The organism is Streptomyces sp. R35 (genome assembly GCF_041053035.1).
GTDB classification, from domain to species: Bacteria; Actinomycetota; Actinomycetes; order Streptomycetales; family Streptomycetaceae; genus Streptomyces; species Streptomyces lutosisoli.
The window spans coordinates 3,197,640-3,215,024 of record NZ_CP163440.1 but is presented as its reverse complement, the minus strand read 5'-3'; the positions used below and the strand labels follow the sequence as shown (position 1 = coordinate 3,215,024).

The following is a 17,385-nucleotide window of genomic DNA, read 5'->3' as shown; positions in this document are numbered from 1 at the left end:
GTAGCCGAGGGGCAGACGGTGCGCACGGCAGTTTGTGAGGCGACGGTATGGCGCAGGCGTATATGACGGAGACGGGCAGCGACGGCCAGGGGCCGGAACGCAGAGGCTCCCGGCTTCGGCGCCTGCTCGACGGCTGGCGCGGCGACCGCGGCATCTGGCGGCGCGGTCTGATCCTCGGCACGCTCGCGGTGATCCTCGCCCTGGTGATGCTGCTGCACGCGCAGATCCCGAACACCATCGGCAACCTCGGCAGCCTGACCGAGACGTTCCTGCCGTGGCTGGGCATCGTCATCCCGGTCCTGCTGATCCTCGCCTTCGTGCGGAAGTCCGCCACCGCCCTGATCGCCGTGCTGCTGCCCGCGATCGTCTGGCTGAACCTCTTTGGCGGACTGCTCACCGACAAGACCGCCGGCGGCGGCGACCTCACCGTCGCCACGCACAACGTCAACGCCGACAACCCGGACCCGTCCGGCACCGCCCGCGACGTGGCCGCGTCCGGCGCCGACGTACTGGCCCTGGAGGAGCTGACGGCCACGGCGGTCCCGGTGTACGAGAAGGCGCTCGCGTCGACGTACAAGTACCACTCGGTGCAGGGCACCGTCGGGCTGTGGAGCAAGTACCCGCTGACCGGCTCCCAGCCCGTGGACATCAAGCTGGGCTGGACGCGCGCGATGCGGGCGACGGTGACGACGCCGAACGGGCAGGTCGCCTTCTTCGTCGCCCACCTGCCCTCGGTGCGGGTGAAGCTGGAGGCCGGGTTCACCGCACGCCAGCGCGACAAGAGCGCCGACGCGCTGGGCGAGGCGATCGCCGACGAGTCGATCAAGCAGGTCGTACTGCTCGGCGACCTCAACGGCACGATGAACGACCGCGCGCTGAACGCCGTCACCGCGCAGATGCGCTCCACGCAGGGCGCGGCGGGCAGCGGCTTCGGGTTCAGCTGGCCGGCGTCGTTCCCGATGGCCCGCATCGACCAGATCATGGTCAAGGGCATCGAGCCGGTGACCTCCTGGACCCTGCCCGAGACCGGCAGCGATCACCTCCCGATCGCCGCCCGCGTCAAGGTGGACGCAACCGCGTCTTAACCCCCTGGAATACTGGGCCTGAGAGAGTTTGTTCCACAGCTGAACTTACGCAGCCTGTGCACAGCGGTGTGCACAGGCTGCGCTCCCGCGCGCGCGTACGTCCCCGTACACACAGCTCCGCGCGCCCTCCGCTTCCCTGAAAGGCCCCTCATGCCCCTGGCCCTGCTCGCCCTCGCCGTGGGCGCCTTCGGCATCGGTACCACCGAGTTCTTGATCATGGGCCTGCTGCCCGACGTCGCGGACGACCTGCACGTCTCGATCCCCACCGCCGGGCACCTGGTCTCGGCCTACGCCCTGGGCGTGGTGATCGGCGCCCCGCTGCTCGCCGCCGCCACGGCCCGGATGTCCCGCCGCAAGGTCCTGATCGCCCTGATGGGCCTCTTCGTGGCGGGCAACGCGCTCTCCGCCTTCGCCCCCGACTACCACTGGCTCCTGGCCGCCCGCTTCCTCAGCGGTCTCCCGCACGGCGCCTTCTTCGGCGTGGGCGCCGTCGTCGCCACCAACCTGGTCGCCCCCGAACGCAAGGCGCGCTCCGTCTCACTGATGTTCCTCGGCCTGACCGTCGCGAACATCGCGGGTGTGCCGGTCGCCACGCTCATGGGTCAGCACCTGGGCTGGCGGGCGACCTTCCTCGGCGTGAGCGCGATCGGCGTCGCGGCGATAGCCTCGCTCGCGCTCCTCATCCCGCACGACCACACGCACGCCCCGGCCGGCGGTCTGCGCGGCGAACTGGCCGCTCTGCGCTCCCTCCCCGTCTGGCTGGCCCTGGGTACCACCGTCGCGGGCTTCGGCGCGCTCTTCTCCGCGTACAGCTACATCACGCCGATGCTCACGGACTCGGCCGGGTACGCCGAGGGCAGCGTGACCCTGCTGCTGGCCCTCTTCGGTGTCGGCGCGACCGCGGGCAACCTCGTGGGCGGCCGGCTCGCCGACCACTCCCTGCGCGGGACCCTCTTCGGCGGGCTGGTGTCCCTGGTCGTGGTCCTCGCCCTCTTCCCGGTCCTCATGAGCACCCAGTGGAGCGCGGCCGTCGCGGTCACCCTCCTCGGTGTTGCCGCCTTCATCACCGGCTCGCCCCTCCAGCTCATGGTCATGGAGAAGGCCTCCGCCGCACCGTCCCTCGCCTCCTCCGCCAACCAGGCCGCGTTCAACCTCGCGAACGCCGGGGGTGCGTGGATCGGGGGGCTTGCGCTGGCCGCGGGCTTCGGCGCGACGTCGCCGGCGCTGGCCGGAGCGGCCCTCGCCGTACTCGGCCTCGCGGTGGCCACCCTCGCCCACACCATCGACCGCCGCCGCGCAAGCGCCCCGGTGCCCCCGGGCCGTCTCATCGCCACCCACGTCCCCTCACAGGCGGAGCCCGCCCACCACTGAGACTCCGGCACGGGTTTCTTCGCCCCCGCCGCCCCTACCCGTCCCATCCCTGGGGGCTGCGCCCCCAGACCCCCTAAAAGATTGCGCAGTTCCCCGCGCCCCTTAAGAGACTTCGGCTGCGGGCCTGTGGGGGTTGCTTGCGCAGTTCCCCGCGCCCCTTTTAGGGGCGCGGGGAACTGCGCAATCTTTTGGACCAGCCCCCACCCACCCGCACCCGACACACAACCGAACGGGGTCGAAGGGGCGGAGCCCCTGGAGGATGGGACGGGTAGGGGCGGCGGGGGCGAGACACCCCCCAGATACCGGGTGGGGGTAAGCTGCGGAACATGACGACGAGGAGCCGGACGCCACAGCTGCTGCTGTTCGCCGCGCTGCTCCTCGGCATCGTGACCATGCACACACTGGGCCACCCATCCGGACACACCTCACTTCAAGGCGGCCCCGGACACCCCTCGTCCACCATGTCGCCCCATGAGCACGCCGCCGAGCCGCTCCTGACGACCGCCACCGCCACCGGCACCGGCATGGACATGGACCCCCTCGACGTCTGCCTCGCGGTACTCGGCGGCTTCACCCTCGCCCTGCTCTTCGCACTGGCAGTGGCGGGCCACCCGGGGGCGACCACCGCCGAACACCCCCCACTCGCGCGACTCCTACGCGCCCTGTGGCCCAACCCACCCCCACCGAGAACCCTTCTCTCTCGTCTGTCGGTACTGCGCATCTAGAGCGGCGCACCGGCTGCTTCGTGCTGCCCGTTCGGAGGTGGGAACCTCCGGGCGTCGAGCGGTGTACCAGAAGCAGCGGACGCGCCCATCCGCACGCAACATCACCACGACGAGGTGTTACCCAGCCATGCGCACCACCACATCCATGCGCACTCCCACGCGCCGCACCCTCCTGGCCGCCACGGCCGCCGTCGCCGGGACAGGGATCCTGTCCGCCTGCTCGGGCTCGGGCTCCGGCCACTCGGGCCACGGAGGAACCGCGAGCGACTCCGGCACCGCTCCGAAGGGGTACGTCGACCCGGCGGGCCAGGAAGTAGCCGTCGCCGAGAAGAAGCGCGGCTCCGGCCCTGTACGCAAGGTGAAGCTCACCGCCGCCGCGACCTCCCTCGACCTCGGCGGTCGTACGGTCAAGTCCTGGGCGTACGGCGGCGACCTGCCCGGCGAGGCGGTCCGCGTCACCGCCGGGGACACCCTCGCCCTCACGCTCGCCAACCATCTCCCGGAGGCCACGTCCCTGCACTGGCACGGGCTCGCCCTGCGCAACGACATGGACGGCGTGCCCGGCCTCACCCAGCGGGCCGTCAAGCCGGGCGCGGACTTCACGTACCGCTTCACGGTGCCGCACGCGGGGACGTACTGGTTCCATCCGCACTCGGGCACGCAGCAGGACCGCGGTCTGTATGCGCCGCTCATCGTGGAGGATCCCAAGGAACCCCTGTCGTACGACAAGGAGTGGGTGGTCGTCCTCGACGACTGGGTCGACGGAGTGGACGGGTCCACGCCGGACGCCGTGCTCAAGGAACTGAGCGGTGGCGTGGGCACGGGCATGGACATGGGCATGGACATGGACATGGACCACTCCGGGCACGACATGTCCAACATGTCGATGAGGGCGGGGGAGTCGCCTTCGTCCTCGGCCCCGTCCTCCTCCTCGTCCGGTCCCTCCCGCATGCTGATGGGGGCCGAGAGCGAACTGCTGGGCGGCGACGCCGGCGATGTCGCGTACCCGTACTACCTGGTCAACGGGCGTACGGCGAAGGCGCCTTCGGTCTTCAGGGCGCGCCCCGGTGACCGCGTCCGGATCCGGATCATCAACGCGGGCGGCGACACCGCCTTCCGCGTGGCCCTCGGCGGCCACGAGATGACGGTGACGCACACGGACGGCTTCCCGGTGCGGCACGCGACGACGGACGCGCTGCTGCTCGGCATGGGCGAGCGGTACGACGTCCTCGTCACCGTCAAGGACGGTGTCTTCCCGCTGACCGCGCTGGCCGAGGGCAAGAAGGCGTCGGCGCAGGCCCTGCTGAGGACGGGCGGCGGCTCGGCGCCCACCGCCTCCGTACGGCCGAAGGAGCTCGACGGGAGGCTGCTGACGGCGGACAAGCTGCGGGCCGACGCGTCCGTGGCGCTGCCGGAGAAGGAGCCGGACCGCACGGTGAAGCTCCAGCTCACGGGTGGGATGGGGAAGTACGACTGGGCCTTCGACAAGAAGCCGTACAGCGCGGACCAGCGGCATCCGGTCCGGGCCGGGGAGCGGGTGCGGCTCGTGTTCTCCAATTCCACGAGCATGTGGCATCCCGTCCACCTGCACGGGCACACCTTCGGCCTGGCGAGCGTGGCGGGCGGACCCCGCAAGGACACCGCGATCGTGCTGCCGAACGGGACGCTGACGGTGGACTTCGACGCCGACAATCCAGGGCTCTGGATGATCCACTGCCACAACGTCTACCACTCGGAGGCGGGGATGATGACCGTGCTCGGCTATCGCAGCTGAGCCGCCGAACCCGGGCCGCTGAGCCCTGAGGGCGGGGGCGTCTCACATAGGTCTCCACGCGTGTCTCCACGCGTGTCTCCACGCGTGTCTCCACGCGGGAGTCCATGCGGGTCTCCACGTGGGGCGCCCCACACCCCATTGTGTCGCTCTGACGATTACACTGGGCCCGTGCCTCAACTACGCCTCGCCCTGAATCAGATCGACTCGACCGTCGGCGATCTCGCCGGCAACGCCGAGGCGATCGTCCGTTGGACCCGGCACTCCGCCGAGCAGGGAGCGCATCTGGTGGCGTTCCCCGAGATGGTGCTGACCGGGTATCCCGTCGAGGACCTCGCCCTGCGGCCGTCCTTCGTCGAGGCCTCCCGAGCCGGGCTGCGCTCGCTGGCCGCCCGGCTCGCCGACGAGGGTTTCGGGGAGCTGCCGGTGATCGTCGGCTACCTCGACCGGTCCGAGACGGCGCAGCCGAAGTACGGGCAGCCGGCCGGCGCCCCGCAGAACGCCGCCGCCGTGCTGCACCGGGGCCAGGTGGTGCTGACGTTCGCCAAGCACCACCTCCCGAACTACGGCGTGTTCGACGAGTTCCGCTACTTCGTGCCCGGCGACACCATGCCGGTCGTGCGCGTGCACGGCATCGACGTGGCTCTCGCCATCTGCGAGGACCTCTGGCAGGACGGCGGGCGCGTACCGGCCGCCCGCTCCGCCGGGGCCGGCCTGCTGCTCTCCATCAACGCCTCCCCGTACGAGCGCGACAAGGACGACACGCGCCTGGAGCTGGTCCGCAAGCGGGCCCAGGAGGCGGGCTGCACCACCGCGTACCTCGCCATGATCGGCGGGCAGGACGAGCTCGTCTTCGACGGGGACTCGATCGTCGTCGACCGGGACGGTGAAGTCGTCGCGCGGGCGCCGCAGTTCGCGGAGGGATGCGTCGTACTGGACCTGGATCTTCCGGCGGCTGCCGCCGACCCGGTGACGGGTGTGGTGGACGACGGGCTGCGCATCGAGCGGCTCGTGCTGTCCGAGGAGCCGTTGCCCGCGTACGAGGCGGAGCTGGCCGGGGGGTACGCGGAGCGGCTCGACGACGACGAGGAGGTCTACTCCGCGTTGGTGGTCGGGCTGCGGGCGTACGCGGCGAAGAATGGTTTCCGTTCGGTGCTCATCGGGCTGTCCGGTGGTATCGACTCGGCGTTGGTGGCGGCCATCGCGTGCGACGCGCTCGGTGCGCAGAACGTGTACGGCGTGTCGATGCCGTCGAAGTACTCCTCCGACCACTCGAAGGGTGACGCGGCGGAGCTGGCGCGGCGGACCGGGCTGAACTTCCGGACCGTGCCGATCGAGCCGATGTTCGATGCGTATATGTCGTCCCTGGGGCTGACGGGGCTGGCCGAGGAGAACCTCCAGTCCCGTCTGCGCGGCACGACGCTGATGGCCATCTCCAACCAGGAGGGGCACATCGTGCTGGCGCCCGGCAACAAGTCGGAGCTGGCGGTGGGTTACTCGACGCTGTACGGCGACTCGGTGGGGGCGTACGGGCCCATCAAGGACGTGTACAAGACGTCGATCTTCCGCTTGGCGGAGTGGCGGAACCGGGCGGCGGCAGAGCGTGGCCAGACCCCGCCGATCCCCGAGAACTCCATCGTCAAGCCGCCGAGTGCGGAGCTTCGTCCCGACCAGGTCGACACGGACTCGTTGCCGGACTATCCGGTGCTGGACGGGATTCTGGAGCTGTACGTCGACCGGGACCAGGGTGCTGACGCGATCGTCGCGGCAGGGTTCGACCGGGACCTGGTCGTGAAGACCCTCCGCATGGTCGACACAGCGGAGTACAAGCGGCGCCAGTACCCCCCGGGCACCAAGATCTCCGCCAAGGGCTTCGGCAAGGACCGCCGCCTCCCCATCACCAACCGCTGGCGCGAACACGCGTAGCTCGACCTCGCCGTGGGGTTGTGTGTTGGCTGCGGGTGGGTGGGGGCTGGTCCAAAAGATTGCGCAGTTCCCCGCGCCCCTTAAGGGGCGCGGGGAACTGCGCGAGCAACCCCCACCGGCCCGCAGCCGACGAGCTACCCCGTCTTTCAGGGGCGCGGGGAACTGCGCAATCTTTAAGCGGGGGTCTGGGGGCGCAGCCCCCAGGAACGGGATGGGACGGGTAGGGGCGGCGGGGGCGAGACACACCTACGCCCGCCCCCCAACCAGCAAAGGGGGAGCGGGCGTACCCATCGTGATGGGGCGTCAGCGGCGGCTGAATGATTCGACGTAGCCCGGGGCGGGGGAACCCACACCGGTGACGTCGTCGTAGCCCTTCACGGCCTGCAGGGAGCTGTCCTTGCCGAGGCTGCGGACGGAAGTGAGCAGCCCGTCCGTGGCGTCGTAACCGTTCGCGAAGTCGACACGCGCCACGGCGAGCCCGGACCCCGTGGGGTTGTCCGTGACGTCGTGGTACGCCTTCGAGCCGTACTTGGCGTAGATGGCGGGGTTGGCGAAGCCGATCGCCTTACCACCACGCGCCTCCTGTGCGAGCGCCTGGACGGCCGCGATCACCGGCGCGGCGAGCGAGGTGCCGCCGATCCGGTACTCGCTGTACTGCTCCGACCCGTCCGGGAAGGTCTGCGTCTGGCCGACCTTGAAACCGGTGTTGGGGTCGGCGATGGCCGAGATGTCCGGGACGACCCGGTTACCGGCGGCGCTGTTCGCCGTGGCGAGCGCGTTCGGGACGACACCCTTCTGGTAGAAGGGCTCCGCCACGGTCTTGCTCGTGCCGCCACCCGCACCCGAGGTGTACGCGCCGGGGAAGTTGGTCCAGCTCTTGCCGTCGTCGGACAGCAGAGCCTTCTCGGTGCCCCAGCCGGTCTCGAACAGGTACTTGTCGCCCTTGCCGACCGCCAGCGAGGTACCGCCGACCGCCGTCACCCACGCCGAGTTGGCCGGGGTGTCGACCTGCTTCGTACCGGTGTTGGCGACCTCGTCGCCGTTGTCACCGGAGGAGAAGTAGAAGCCGATGCCCTCGACCGCGCCGAACTGGAAGACCTGGTCGTAGGCGGCCGCGAGGTCCGGGGTCTGGTTGGCCTCGATGTCGCCCCACGAGTTGGAGACGATGTCGGCCAGGTGCCCGTCGACGATCTTGTTGAGCGAGTCGAGCAGATCGTCGTCGTAGCAGGAGGCGGCACCCACGTAGGTGATGCTCGCGCCCGGCGCGACCGCGTGCACGGCCTCGACGTCGAGGGTCTCCTCGCCGTACCAGCCGGCCGCCCCGCACTCCTTGGTCTTCGTGTAGTTCTTGGGCAGCACCTGGCGCAGCTGGTCGCTGCTGTAGGCCGCGTCACCGTGCTTGCCCGCGTAGGTCTGCGCGTCGAAGGCGATGGTCGGCGAGGCGTACGCGTCGGTGATGGCGACGCGGACGTTCTTGCCGGTGCGCGTGCCCGCACCGTACGCGGCGCGCAGCTGCTTGCCCGTGTAGCCCTTGACGGCGTACGGGATCTTCGAGCCGTACGCGTCCGGCAGGGTGCTCGCGGTGTTCGAGCCGTAGTACGACGAGAACGGCCCGGAGTTCTTGAACACCGTATCCGGACCCGGCAGCGTGTCGCTGTGCGTCGACTTGTGCGGGGCGCTGTCCAGGCCGGTGACGGTCAGGACGGCGCCGTTCAGGGCGGCCGGCGCGGAGGCCGTCTTCGACGGCGCCCGGTAGGTCTTGTTGCCCTTGGTGTAGTTGTGCAGCTGCGTGCCGAACGCCTTCTCGGCGGCGGCGACGTCACCGGTGACGGAGACGTAGTGCTGCGTGGTGCCGGTGACCTTCAGGCCCGCCGACTTCAGCCACGAGGTCACCGCGGCGACCTGGGCCTTCGTGGCGCCGAAGCGCTGCTGCGTCTTCTTGGCGCTCAAGTACTTCCCGTACGACGCCGAGTTCGGGTCGGACACGGCCTTGGCGTACGCGGCCAGACCGGAGGCGTCCCGGCCGGCGAGGTAGACCCGGGCGGAGACCTGGGAGCTGTCGGACGTGGCTCCCTTGTCAGCCTTGGCCGTCGCCCACGCGGGCTTGGTGCCCGCGAGCGTGTCCCGGCTCGGGCCGTCCGCGGCATGGGCCGCGGGTATGCCGAGCGCCAGCGCGCCGGCAAGCAGCGGCAGTGTCGCTGCCATGCTCACCCCGGCGCGCGCAGTGGCGCGATTGGATCTCATAAAACCCCCTGCGATGTGGTTCGTCGCATTTGTGGTCGACCGTGATCTGCGGGTCCGTGTGCCGGATGAGGACACAGGGGATCGATCACGCTGGGGTCACTCTGGCGATGAACCGTTCATGCCAGGGGATGGAAAAGGTCAAGGAAACCTCAAGTGCCCGTGTTTGACGGTCATTTGAGGTGATATGGAAGGGATCGCGGGACTCGATCGAGGGTTATCCCTATCGACCTGTCAAGGGACGCCTCTGGTCTGTAAGCGCATCGCGACCCCACGGCGTATAGGGGGTGTGAAGCAGCTGGAGTTCGAAGAGTTCTACCGGTGCGGCCGGGACGTCTGCCTGCGGGCGGTCCTCGCCGCGGTGGGCGACCGGCAGCTGGCGGAGGACCTCGTGGCCGAGGCGTTCGCCCGGGCCTGGGCGACCTGGCCCCGGGTGCGACGCCATCCCGCCCCGCGCGCCTGGATCGTACGGACGGCGCTCAACACCCGGATCTCGTGGTGGCGTCGGCGGCGGTACGAGGTCGCTCTCGGCGACCACGACGGCCGGGACGCCGGTGCCGAGCAGTCCGCAGGGTCCGGACTCGATCCCGCACTGCTGGCCGTACTGCGCCAACTGCCGCGTCGGCAGCGGGAGGTGATCGCCCTGCGGGTCTTCCTCGACCTCGACACCGCGACCACGGCGAAGACCCTCGGGATCGCCCCGGGAACCGTCACCGCCCATCTCGCGCGAGCTGTCGCGACACTGCGCGGTCACCTCGTCACCCTCAACATCCCGGAGGCAGGATCGTGAACGGAATCGACGACGACATGGACGTACTGGACGCACTGAAGGGAGCGCTCGACGACGTCACCATGACGGTGCCGGTCGAGCGGATCGTGGCCGGGGGGCGCGCGGTCCGGCGGCGGCGCAGGCGCCTGGCCGTGGCGGCCGTGGGTGTCACGGCGATCGCGGGGCTCGCACTCGGCGTACCCGGCATCGGCCACCCCTCGACGGCACCGCCGACCGGGGGCGCGGAGCCCGCCGCGTTCACCGTCGCCAAGCGGACGGACGGCACGGTGGCGGTGACCTGGACCAAGGAGCAGTACTTCAAGGACCCGGCGGGGCTGCAGAAGGCGCTGCGCGACGCGGGGTTCCCCGTCCTGGTGAAGACCGGGGTGTTCTGCAAGGGGCCGGACGACCACACCCAGGTCGACGAACACGGCTCGGGAGCCGGCGTCGAGGACGTGGTGAAGCGCGAGCGGCGGGACGACGACACCGTCGTCTTCATCTACGACCCCGCGGCCATGCCCGCCCACACCCAGCTCTTCATCGGCTACCTGAACCAGGCCCAACTCGCCGTCACCCAGGGCCGCCCGGGTTCGGTGGAGCGCCTGGTGCCGACGGATGTCGCGCTGAAGTGCGGTACGGACTGGCGCGGTTGACCGTCAGGCGCCCGTACCGCAGTTGACCATCAGGCGGCGGAGGGGGGCGGACGGGTCCGGGGCAAGCACTGCCCCGGACCCGTCCCACTCCCCGCCTCGCTCTCACCGCCGCGCTACGGCGGGCCGACTGGCCCTAGTCGCGGGCCTTCGCGCCCCGTGCCTTGAGCATGTCGGCCATCAGCTTGATCTCCGACTGCTGCGCGTCGACCATGCCCTGCGCGAGCTTCTTCTCGACGCCGACCTCGCACTTCTCGACGCAGCCCTCGGCCATGTGGATGCCGCCCTTGTGATGGTCGGTCATCAGCTGGAGGTAGAAGATCTCGGCCTGCTTGCCGCTCAGCGTGTTGAGCTTCTTCATCTCGGTGTTCGTCGCCATACCGGGCATCAGCGAGCCGTCCTTGCCGGAGGCCATGTCGCCCATGCCCATCCAGGTCATCGGCGCGTCCGAGGACACCTTCGGCAGGTCCCACAGGTCGAGCCAGCCGAGCAGCATGCCGCGCTGGTTGGCCTGCGTCTGGGCGATGTCGTACGCGAGACGCCGTACCTCCACGTCCTTGGTGCGGTCGCGCACGATGTACGACATCTCGACGGCCTGCTGGTGGTGGACCGCCATGTCCCGCGCGAAGCCCGCGTCGGCGGAGTCGGCGGACGGTGTCGTGGTGTCCGAACTACCGCCGTCCTCGGCGACCGCGTAGGTGATCGCTCCGGCCGCGACGAGCACGGCCGCCGCGGCCCCCGCGATCCACCCGACATGCCTCACTGGGACAGACCGTTGGTGCAGGCGGCGCCCGGCTCGGGCGTCTGCTTGCCCTGGACGTACGACGCGAAGAACTTGTCCACGTTCGGGTCGGTCGCGCTCGTCACCGTGCGCTGCTTGCCCCAGGCGCTGAGCATGATCGGGTCCTTCTGGTCCTCGACGGGGCTCATCAGCGTGTACGGGGTCTTCTTGACCTTCGCCGCGAGCGCCTTCACGTCGGCGTCCGAGGCCTTGCTGTTGTACGTCACCCAGACCGCGCCGTGCTCCAGCGAGTGCACGGCGTTCATGTTGTTGACCGCCTTGGCGTAGACGTCGCCGTTGCAGTTCATCCACACCTGGTTGTGGTCACCGCCGACCGGGGGCTCCATCGGGTACGTCACCGTCTTGGTGACGTGGTTGCGCGACAGCGTGCCCTTCCAGGTCTTCACGCCGTCCGAGCCCGTGACGAAGTGCCCCGACGCCTTCGAGTCGCTCGCCGTGTCGTTCTTGTCGGACTGCGACTTGACGAGGACAACACCGCCGGCGACGAGACCGGCGACGACGACCACGCTGGCGGTGATCGTGAGGATCCGGTTACGGCGCTCACGGGCCTGCTCGGCGCGGCGCAGCTCTTCTATGCGCGCCTTGCGTGAGGCGTTGCTGGTCTTGTTCTTCGCGGAACCCATGGCGAGTCCTTTATGGGGGTGGGACGGACGGGACGGACGGGTGAACTGATCGTAGTGTGAACGGGAGCGGGGTATGCAGGGTGGGCGCCGGAATGTCCGAGGCGCGTGGTGCGGCGCGGGGGAGCTTGCGGTTCAGCGGCAGCCCCGGGGCTGCCGCTGGGCAGCCCGCGACAACCCCGTACAGGTAATTTGAATCACGGATGCGCATTATTTACGCTGCTGGTATGAGGTTGCTGCGCTCCACCGACCTGGCCCTGCGCGTCCTGATGCGGCTCGCCGTCGCCGGTGAGTCGTCCCCCACGACCCGCGAGGTCGCCGCGGACATGGAGGTCCCCTACACGCATGCCGCGAAGGTGGTCGCCGAGCTCCAGCATCTCGGACTGCTCGCCGCCCGCCGTGGCAGGGGCGGCGGACTCGCGCTCACCGACGCGGGGCGTACGGCCTCGGTCGGCGGGATCGTGCGGACCTTCGAGGGGGACGGCGACGTCGTCGAGTGCGAGGGGGCCACGCCCTGTCCGCTCAGCTCCGGGTGCCGTCTCCGGGGCGCACTCCGACGGGCCCAGGAGGCCTTCTACGCCTCGCTGGACCCGCTGACCGTGGCGGACGTCGTCGCCGCGCCGACGGGTCCGCTGCTCCTCGCTATCTCCAGGACGCCGTAGCGCCGCGGGACGCCTCGCCACCGCTCAGTCCTGCGCGAGCCAGAGATCGGGCCCGAACACCTCGTAGTGGATGTCGGCGGCGGCCACGCCCTTGCCGATGAGCTGAGCCCGTACCGCCCGCATGAAGGGCAGCGGACCGCACAGGTACGCGCGCGTGCCCGACGCGATCGCCACTCCGGAGAGGTCGACCAGGCCGGTGCGGTCGGCCGGGTGGCCGGGCTCCGGGTGCTCGTACCAGAAGTGGACGTCCGCGTCCGCGAGCTTGGCGGCGTACGCCTCGTGGTCGGCCCGCAGCGCGTGCTCGGCGGGGGAACGGTCGGCGTGCACGACCGTGACCGGGGCGGGGTGTCCGGTGACCGCGAGCTGCTCCAGCACGGCGACCATGGGGGTCACGCCGATACCGGCCGAGGCGAGGAGCACGGGGATCCCAGCTTCACGCAGCCGCGGCAGGTCCTCCAGGACGAGATCGCCGTACGGGGCCGAGATCTCCAGGGTGCTGCCCTGGCCCACGCGCGCGTGGAGGTGGTTCGAGACCTCTCCGTCGGGGCCCGCGTCGCCGTGCACCCGCTTGACGGCGATCCGGTGCAGGGCCGAGCCGGGGGCGCCGGCGAGGCTGTACTGGCGGATCTGGCGGGCGCCGTCCGGCAGCTCGACGCGGACCGACACGTACTGGCCCGCCCGGAAGTCCGGCAGCGGTCCGCCGTCGGCCGGGCGCAGCCGGAGGGCGGCGACGTCGGCGGTCTCCTCGACGCGCTCCACGACCTCCCAGGTCCGCCAGCCGCTGCCGCCGTTCTGTGCGTACAGCCTGCGTTCCATGGCGATGAGCGCGTTCGCCATCAGCCAGTAGACCTCGTCCCAGGCGGCCGCGACCTCGGGTGTGACCGCGTCGCCGAGGACCTCGACGATGGCGGCGAACAGGTGTTCGTGCACGGTCTTGTACTGCTCGGGCGCGATGCCCAGGGAGGCGTGCTTGTGCGCGATGCGGCTCAGCATCACGTCGGGGCGCTCGTCCGGCCGCTCGACGAGATGGGTGGCGAAGGCGGCGATGGATCCTGCGAGGGCCTGGCGCTGGGTGCCGGACGCCTGGTTGCCGCGGTTGAAAAGGTCGCGCAGCAGCTCGGGGTGGGCGGCGAACAGCCCTTCGTAGAAGCGGTCGGCGATATCGCCGATGGCGGCTCCGACGGCGGGGAGGGTGGCGCGCACGGTGGCGGCGGACTGTTCGGACGGCATCAGGACTCCTCAAGACCAAGGCGGGAGCGGTGGGTTGCGGCTCCCGTGTCTGCCCAGCACGGTAATAAAACTTGCATCTAAGATGCAAATTAAGAATCTCGTGGAGAAGAGAGTGGGGGTCGGCCATTACAGGGACGCGGGTGAGCAGGCAGTATGGGCAGCAGAGCAGGACACCTGCCGTACGCGAGGCGTTCAGGCCACGGTCGCCCGGGCGATCATGGTCCGCAACGCGCATGAAATGGTGTTGTGGTGGGATGCTCAGGTGCCCCGATCGTCCCCGAGGCGTGGGAGCAGGCGGCCTGACCAGCAAGGATGGGTGGAAGCGGAAGATGGACAAGCAGCAGGAGTTCGTGCTCCGGACACTGGAGGAGCGGGACATCCGGTTCGTACGCCTGTGGTTCACGGACGTGCTCGGCTTCCTCAAGTCGGTGGCCGTGGCCCCGGCCGAACTGGAACAGGCCTTCGACGAGGGCATTGGCTTCGACGGCTCGGCGATCGAAGGATTCGCCCGGGTGTACGAGTCCGACATGATCGCCAAGCCGGACCCGTCGACCTTCCAGGTCCTGCCCTGGCGCGCTGAGGCCCCCGGCACGGCCCGGATGTTCTGCGACATCCTCATGCCGGACGGTTCCCCGTCCTTCGCGGACCCGCGCTATGTCCTCAAGCGCGCGCTGGCGAAGACCTCCGACCTGGGCTTCACCTTCTACACCCACCCGGAGATCGAGTTCTTCCTGCTGAAGAACAAGCCGCTGGACGGCTCGCGGCCCACCCCCGCCGACAACTCCGGCTACTTCGACCACACCCCGCAGAACGTCGGCCAGGACTTCCGGCGCCAGGCCATCACGATGCTGGAGTCGATGGGCATCTCGGTCGAGTTCAGCCACCACGAGGGTGCCCCGGGCCAGCAGGAGATCGACCTGCGCTACGCGGACGCGCTCTCGACGGCCGACAACATCATGACCTTCCGGCTGATCATGAAGCAGGTCGCGCTGGAGCAGGGCGTGCAGGCCACCTTCATGCCGAAGCCGTTCTCGGAGTACCCGGGCAGCGGCATGCACACGCACCTGTCCCTCTTCGAGGGCGACCGCAACGCGTTCTACGAGTCCGGCTCGGAGTACCAGCTCTCCAAGGTCGGCCGCTCCTTCATCGCGGGCCTGCTCAAGCACGCCGCGGAGATCTCCGCGGTCACCAACCAGTGGGTCAACTCCTACAAGCGCATCTGGGGCGGCTCGGAGCGCACCGCGGGCGCCGGCGGCGAGGCCCCCTCGTACATCTGCTGGGGCCACAACAACCGCTCCGCCCTCGTCCGCGTCCCGATGTACAAGCCCGGCAAGACGGGCTCGGCACGCGTTGAGGTCCGCTCGATCGACTCGGGCGCGAACCCGTACCTGGCGTACGCGCTGCTGCTGGCCGCCGGCCTCAAGGGCATCGAAGAGGGCTACGAGCTCCCGCCCGGCGCCGACGACGACGTCTGGGCCCTCTCCGACGCCGAGCGCCGCGCCATGGGCATCGAGCCCCTGCCGCAGAACCTCGGCGAGGCCCTGGTCCTGATGCAGCGCAGCGAACTCGTCGCCGAGACCCTCGGCGAGCACGTCTTCGACTTCTTCCTGCGCAACAAGAAGCAGGAGTGGGAGGAGTACCGCAGCGAGGTCACGGCGTTTGAGCTGCGGAAGAACCTGCCGGTGCTGTAGGCGCAGGTCAGCGGGGGTATCCCGCCAGAACGACACGTGGGGCCGACGGTTGCGAACCGTCGGCCCTGCGGCGTTTCACCGGCCCTGGGCCGTCTGTGGGCCGTCAGGCGCCGAACCGATGCCCGCGTACATGCTGTCCACTGCCTTCCGGGTCCTGCTGTCGCTGCTCGGCATGAGGTGCGTGTAGACCCGGAGCGTGAAGCCCGGATCGGTGTGCCCCAGGTACGTGCTCAGGGCTTTGACGTTCTCCCCGGCGTCCAGCAGGACCGAGGCTTAGAAGTGCCTGAGCGCGTGCATGCCGTGCTCGCGGGCGGCCTGGTGTCGCTCGCCCCTCTTCGGCTCCGGGATGACTCCTGCCGTGACGAGAGTGGGCTTCCAGACGCGAGTGTTGAAGTCGGTACGGCGGACCGCGCCACCACCATCGAGGCGAGTGAACAAGAGCCGTTTGGTGACGAGCGGCCCGTCCGGGCGCAGCCACGGAAAAACGTGACTTCTACCGGGGGGAACGTCTCCCGATGGCGCTTGAGCACGTGCGCGACGCGGTCGGGCAACGGCACATCGCGCACCTTGTTGCGCTTGGGAGGGCCGAATACGAGTTGCCCGTTTGCGATCTTCACTTGGTACGCAATGTGGAGCCATCCGGTATCGACCGCGCCGTTCAGAGCACAGTGGCTGACGAGGGGGCACTCGGTGGACGAAGATGAGATCAGGCGCGCGGTGGCACGAGGGATGCAGGACTACGAGAAGTCCCGCCCGAAGCACAAGGGGATTGTCGCGGATGCGGAGAGTGCCATAGGCCGCTGTGTCGTGATGTTCTTCGTGGCCCTGGTGATTCTGGGCATCTTTGCTGCCTGCAGCAGGTAATGCACTCTCTTGGGGTGTGTCACTGGAACATCTTCTACTCGGTCTCATCCGGCGATGGCTCGGCGGCGATAACCTCCCCGTCCCTTCCGTGATGACCCCTCCTTCCGTGATGACCCCTCCTTCCGTGACGACCGTCTTTCCCGTCCCGCCCCGCTTCACCTGTCGGGCCGGTAGGGCCGGGCTGACCAGAGGGACCGGAGGGGCCTGGCGGGCCTGGCGGGCCGTGCTTGATGCCGTTCCCCTGGAGGTCGATGCGCCGTGCTTGAAGTTCGTCGATCTGCTGCTGGTGGGCGACGAGCACAGCTGACTGCGCGACGAGCGCGACGGTCAGCACTGCGCCGAGCACAAGGCGGCGCCGCGGGCTACGCAACGCCTCGTTTACGTTACTCACATTGTTCCTCACGCTGTGTGACGGCGAAAGTGTAAAGGACGGGTACTTGGCGGAGGCGGACCTCCGCGTTGAGTGTCTGCCCCAGGGCGACCCCGAACGCCCCGAGCCCGCCGATCACCGGCGAAGCGCAAGCGACCACGTGGAACCATATTCACTTACTCAACGCGCGACTTCGGCGCGCCGGGGGCTCGGGCCGGCCGATACCGCCCCGCCCCCGATCAAGCGGAGAAGCCCCCGCGGATGCGTCACGGGGGGCTTCGTTGCCTGCCCTGCCGACCGTCCGGCGAAGTAGGCCGCAACCGCTATGACCGCGACCAACCGGCAACAGCCCTCGACGGCCGGCTGACCATCCCACACCGGTCCACCGGCCTGGATGGCACTCGCGGCGGCGCTGCAGTTCGTCGGGGGCTGTCTCCAACTGCGATTGCACCCGTCCGGCCATGCTGGGTTGAACACCACCCGGTGCATGACGGAGGAGCCGCCCAGGACGGCCCTGCCCCTGCATTCCCACTGCGGCCGAGGGGCTAGCTCGACGCCGGCGGGGCGACAGCGTCCTTCCCGTTCGTCCCGTCCTTCCCGTCCTTCCC

The 17,385-nt window shown here is 69.6% G+C and carries 14 protein-coding genes and 1 pseudogene; 10 read left to right on the top strand and 5 right to left on the bottom strand.

Annotated features, from left to right (window positions below; all coding sequences use genetic code 11):
* Window positions 1–47 precede the first annotated feature (47 nt).
* The 5 genes from AB5J50_RS14825 to AB5J50_RS14805 all read left to right on the top strand — a co-directional run bounded on the left by AB5J50_RS14825 (window position 48) and on the right by AB5J50_RS14805 (window position 6,878).
* A complete protein-coding gene (locus AB5J50_RS14825) occupies window positions 48–1,085 on the top strand; it encodes an endonuclease/exonuclease/phosphatase family protein (RefSeq protein WP_369258230.1) in 1,038 nt (345 codons plus the stop codon).
* 150 nt (window positions 1,086–1,235) lie between these two features.
* Window positions 1,236–2,456: an MFS transporter gene (locus tag AB5J50_RS14820; RefSeq protein ID WP_369258228.1), complete on the top strand. Its 1,221-nt coding sequence runs from the start codon at window positions 1,236–1,238 to the stop codon at window positions 2,454–2,456.
* A 326-nt stretch (window positions 2,457–2,782) separates the two neighbouring features.
* A complete protein-coding gene (locus tag AB5J50_RS14815; RefSeq protein WP_369258226.1) occupies window positions 2,783–3,181 on the top strand; it encodes a DUF6153 family protein in 399 nt (132 codons plus the stop codon).
* Window positions 3,182–3,326: 145 nt separating this feature from the next.
* Window positions 3,327–4,955, top strand: a complete 1,629-nt coding sequence (locus tag AB5J50_RS14810; RefSeq protein WP_369265397.1) for a multicopper oxidase family protein — start codon at window positions 3,327–3,329, stop codon at window positions 4,953–4,955.
* Between the two features lie 168 nt (window positions 4,956–5,123).
* Complete coding sequence (locus tag AB5J50_RS14805; protein WP_369258224.1) at window positions 5,124–6,878, top strand: NAD+ synthase; 1,755 nt, start codon at window positions 5,124–5,126, stop codon at window positions 6,876–6,878.
* Between the two features lie 303 nt (window positions 6,879–7,181).
* Here the strand turns inward: AB5J50_RS14805 and AB5J50_RS14800 are convergent, their stop codons facing one another.
* Window positions 7,182–9,083 (bottom strand): protease pro-enzyme activation domain-containing protein, encoded by a 1,902-nt coding sequence (locus AB5J50_RS14800; RefSeq protein ID WP_369258222.1) that lies wholly within the window; start codon window positions 9,081–9,083, stop codon window positions 7,182–7,184.
* Between the two features lie 325 nt (window positions 9,084–9,408).
* Here AB5J50_RS14800 and AB5J50_RS14795 point away from each other — a divergent pair, with 325 nt between their 5' ends.
* Both AB5J50_RS14795 and AB5J50_RS14790 read left to right on the top strand, forming a co-directional pair.
* Window positions 9,409–9,909 carry a SigE family RNA polymerase sigma factor gene (locus AB5J50_RS14795; RefSeq protein WP_369258220.1) on the top strand — a complete coding sequence of 167 codons (501 nt, stop codon included), beginning with the start codon at window positions 9,409–9,411 and terminating at the stop codon, window positions 9,907–9,909.
* On the top strand, window positions 9,906–10,541 hold the full coding sequence (locus AB5J50_RS14790; RefSeq protein WP_369258218.1) for a hypothetical protein: 636 nt from the start codon (window positions 9,906–9,908) through the stop codon (window positions 10,539–10,541). The genes AB5J50_RS14795 and AB5J50_RS14790 overlap by 4 nt, the downstream gene beginning before the upstream one ends.
* A gap of 133 nt (window positions 10,542–10,674) precedes the next feature.
* Here AB5J50_RS14790 and AB5J50_RS14785 read toward each other — a convergent pair whose 3' ends face one another.
* Entirely contained in the window at window positions 10,675–11,301 is a 627-nt protein-coding gene (locus AB5J50_RS14785) for a DUF305 domain-containing protein (RefSeq protein ID WP_369258216.1), read from the bottom strand.
* The gene (locus AB5J50_RS14780; RefSeq protein WP_369258214.1) at window positions 11,298–11,963 is read right to left on the bottom strand and encodes a DUF3105 domain-containing protein; all 666 of its coding nucleotides are present in this window, start codon (window positions 11,961–11,963) and stop codon (window positions 11,298–11,300) included. The genes AB5J50_RS14785 and AB5J50_RS14780 overlap by 4 nt, the downstream gene beginning before the upstream one ends.
* Window positions 11,964–12,187: 224 nt before the next feature.
* Between AB5J50_RS14780 and AB5J50_RS14775 the strand changes: the two genes are divergently transcribed.
* Window positions 12,188–12,622 (top strand): Rrf2 family transcriptional regulator, encoded by a 435-nt coding sequence (locus AB5J50_RS14775; protein ID WP_369258212.1) that lies wholly within the window; start codon window positions 12,188–12,190, stop codon window positions 12,620–12,622.
* Between the two features lie 24 nt (window positions 12,623–12,646).
* Here AB5J50_RS14775 and AB5J50_RS14770 read toward each other — a convergent pair whose 3' ends face one another.
* Window positions 12,647–13,852 carry a globin domain-containing protein gene (locus AB5J50_RS14770; RefSeq protein WP_369258210.1) on the bottom strand — a complete coding sequence of 402 codons (1,206 nt, stop codon included), beginning with the start codon at window positions 13,850–13,852 and terminating at the stop codon, window positions 12,647–12,649.
* A 329-nt stretch (window positions 13,853–14,181) separates the two neighbouring features.
* On the opposite strand from AB5J50_RS14770, the gene glnA reads away from it, so the two are divergent.
* The gene (glnA, locus tag AB5J50_RS14765) at window positions 14,182–15,543 is read left to right on the top strand and encodes a type I glutamate--ammonia ligase (protein ID WP_327428204.1); all 1,362 of its coding nucleotides are present in this window, start codon (window positions 14,182–14,184) and stop codon (window positions 15,541–15,543) included.
* 75 nt (window positions 15,544–15,618) lie between these two features.
* Here glnA and AB5J50_RS14760 read toward each other — a convergent pair.
* Window positions 15,619–16,190, bottom strand: a pseudogene (locus AB5J50_RS14760) (site-specific integrase); the annotation flags it as partial.
* Between the two features lie 43 nt (window positions 16,191–16,233).
* Between AB5J50_RS14760 and AB5J50_RS14755 the strand changes: the two are divergent.
* Window positions 16,234–16,407 (top strand): hypothetical protein, encoded by a 174-nt coding sequence (locus AB5J50_RS14755; RefSeq protein WP_369258208.1) that lies wholly within the window; start codon window positions 16,234–16,236, stop codon window positions 16,405–16,407.
* Window positions 16,408–17,385 lie beyond the last annotated feature (978 nt).